The sequence below is a fragment of the Mesorhizobium sp. M7A.F.Ca.AU.001.01.1.1 genome (assembly GCF_004022735.1).
Lineage (GTDB): Bacteria > Pseudomonadota > Alphaproteobacteria > Rhizobiales > Rhizobiaceae > Mesorhizobium > Mesorhizobium ciceri.
The window spans coordinates 1-1,911 of sequence record NZ_RZPF01000963.1 but is presented as its reverse complement, the minus strand read 5'-3'; the positions used below and the strand labels follow the sequence as shown (position 1 = coordinate 1,911).

The window sequence follows — 1,911 nt, the reverse complement described above, 5'->3', positions numbered from 1 at the left end:
GACCTGAAATCAGCGCCACGCCGCCACGCTCCGGAATCGATGAGACGCTATCGACGACCGGGATTTCACCATCGAGACCAGCGATTCGTATTCCGTCGCGAAAGCTCCCTTTCCCACAAAAGACGGCAACGCGGAGGTCACTCTGGCGCCCCTTTGCATTGACCAATTTGGCACAAAGTTCCGGACCGACACCGGATGGGTCTCCAGCGACGAGGCCGATTGTTGTCACAGACATTTCTCACTCCCGTTTGACAAACTCATTTCAAATGTCTAACAGAGTGCATACGTATGCTCAATCAAAAACAACAGAAGCCATCTCGTATGAACGCCTTTGCAACAGACTCCCTTGAAGCGCGCATCGGCGCGCAAACCACGGAAGCGAGACGACTTTCGGGCCAGATCGTCTGCGGCGGCGGCTTGAGAAAAGCGCTCACAACAGCGCAATTCGATATCGAGAACCCCGCCACCGAAGAGATCATCGGCTCTGCGCCACGCTGCGGCATAGAGGATGTCAATTCTGCGGTGGATGCGGCTTCCCTTGCGTTCCGGTCTTGGTCGGCAACGCCGGCGAGAGAGCGCGGCGCCCTGCTCATGCGGGCAGCCGATCATCTCGACGGCTTCCGTGAAGACATTGCCCGGCTCTCGTCGCTGGAGACTGGCAACGCACTTCCAACCCAATCGCGCAATGAAGCCGGCACCATGGTCGACATCCTGCGTTATTTCGGTGGCCTGGCTGGCGAGATCAACGGCCGGACCTATCCGCCCGATCCTGGCCGGCTGCTCTATACGCGACGCGAGGCGCTTGGTGTCGTTGGCGCGATCATTCCGTGGAATGCACCGCTGATGCAGCTTGCCAGCAAGATCGCCCCGGCACTCGCCGCGGGCAACACCGTCGTGCTAAAGCCGGCCGAGCAAGCACCCTTGGCAGTGCTTCGGGTGTTCGAACTGCTACAGGCGGTTCTGCCACCCGGCGTCGCGAACGCAATCACCGGGCTCGGCGAGGAAGCAGGTCGCCTGCTTTGCCAACATCCGGCTGTACGCAAGATCAGCTTCACCGGATCGAGCGCCGTCGGCGCCTTGATCATGCACTACGCCGCCGACAAGATCATACCAGTCACAGCCGAACTCGGTGGCAAGAATCCGAACATCGTCCTGGCTGATGCCAATGTCGATCGCGCGGCGCGTGGCATTCTGCAGGGGCTTCGGCTTCAGCGTCAGGGCCAGTCGTGTTCCGCCGGTACGCGGATCTATATCCACGACGCCATCTATGATGCGGTGATCGAGCGCGTCCTGGCCGGCATTCCGTCTTTCCGGGTTGGAAACCCGCTGGATGAAGCGACACAGGTGGGCTGTATCGTATCGCGCAAGCAGTTCGATCGGGTCGAACGCTATATTGAAATGGCGCGGCAGACGCCGGGCGCCCGTATCCTTTGCGGCGGCCAGCGTCCCGAAGGTCTGGACAAGGGTTACTACTACTCGACGACGCTGATCGAGGGCGTTCCCGCAAGCTCACCCGTTTGCCGTGACGAGATCTTCGGGCCGGTCGCGACTGTCTCACGCTTTACCGATTTCGAGACCGTGCTGCAGGAGGCCAACGATACGCCTTACGGCCTCGCGGCAACGATTTTCACGGAAAACCTCCCGGCGGCGTTCGACTTCGTGTCGCGCATCGACGCCGGCTTCGTGCAGGTCAACCAGTTTGCCGTCGCGGAAGCCAACATCGAATATGGGGGGACGAAAATGAGCGGCATGGGGCGTGAACTCTCGCTGGCGAGCATGATCCAGCATTTCACCTGGTCGAAGACCGTCATCGTCAACACGTCGGCTGCCTGACCGGGAGAATGCTCAAGTGAAAACCGTCGCTTTCCTTGGCCTTGGCAATATGGGTCAACCAATGACCCGCAATCTGGT

Annotated in this window: 1 protein-coding gene and 1 pseudogene; one reads left to right on the top strand and one right to left on the bottom strand. The window is 60.1% G+C overall.

Annotated elements, in window-relative coordinates:
* Positions 1-235, bottom strand: a pseudogene (locus EN884_RS39165) (hypothetical protein); the annotation flags it as partial.
* A gap of 86 nt (positions 236-321) precedes the next feature.
* Here EN884_RS39165 and EN884_RS34595 point away from each other — a divergent pair.
* On the top strand, positions 322-1,833 hold the full coding sequence (locus EN884_RS34595) for an aldehyde dehydrogenase family protein (protein ID WP_063170554.1): 1,512 nt from the start codon (positions 322-324) through the stop codon (positions 1,831-1,833).
* The last annotated feature ends 78 nt before the right edge of the window (positions 1,834-1,911 follow it).

Excerpts from the sequence above, each read along its gene's own strand:
- EN884_RS34595 (WP_063170554.1), top strand. The coding sequence starts at position 322 with ATGAACGCCTTTGCAACAGACTCCCTTGAAGCGCGCATCGGCGCGCAA.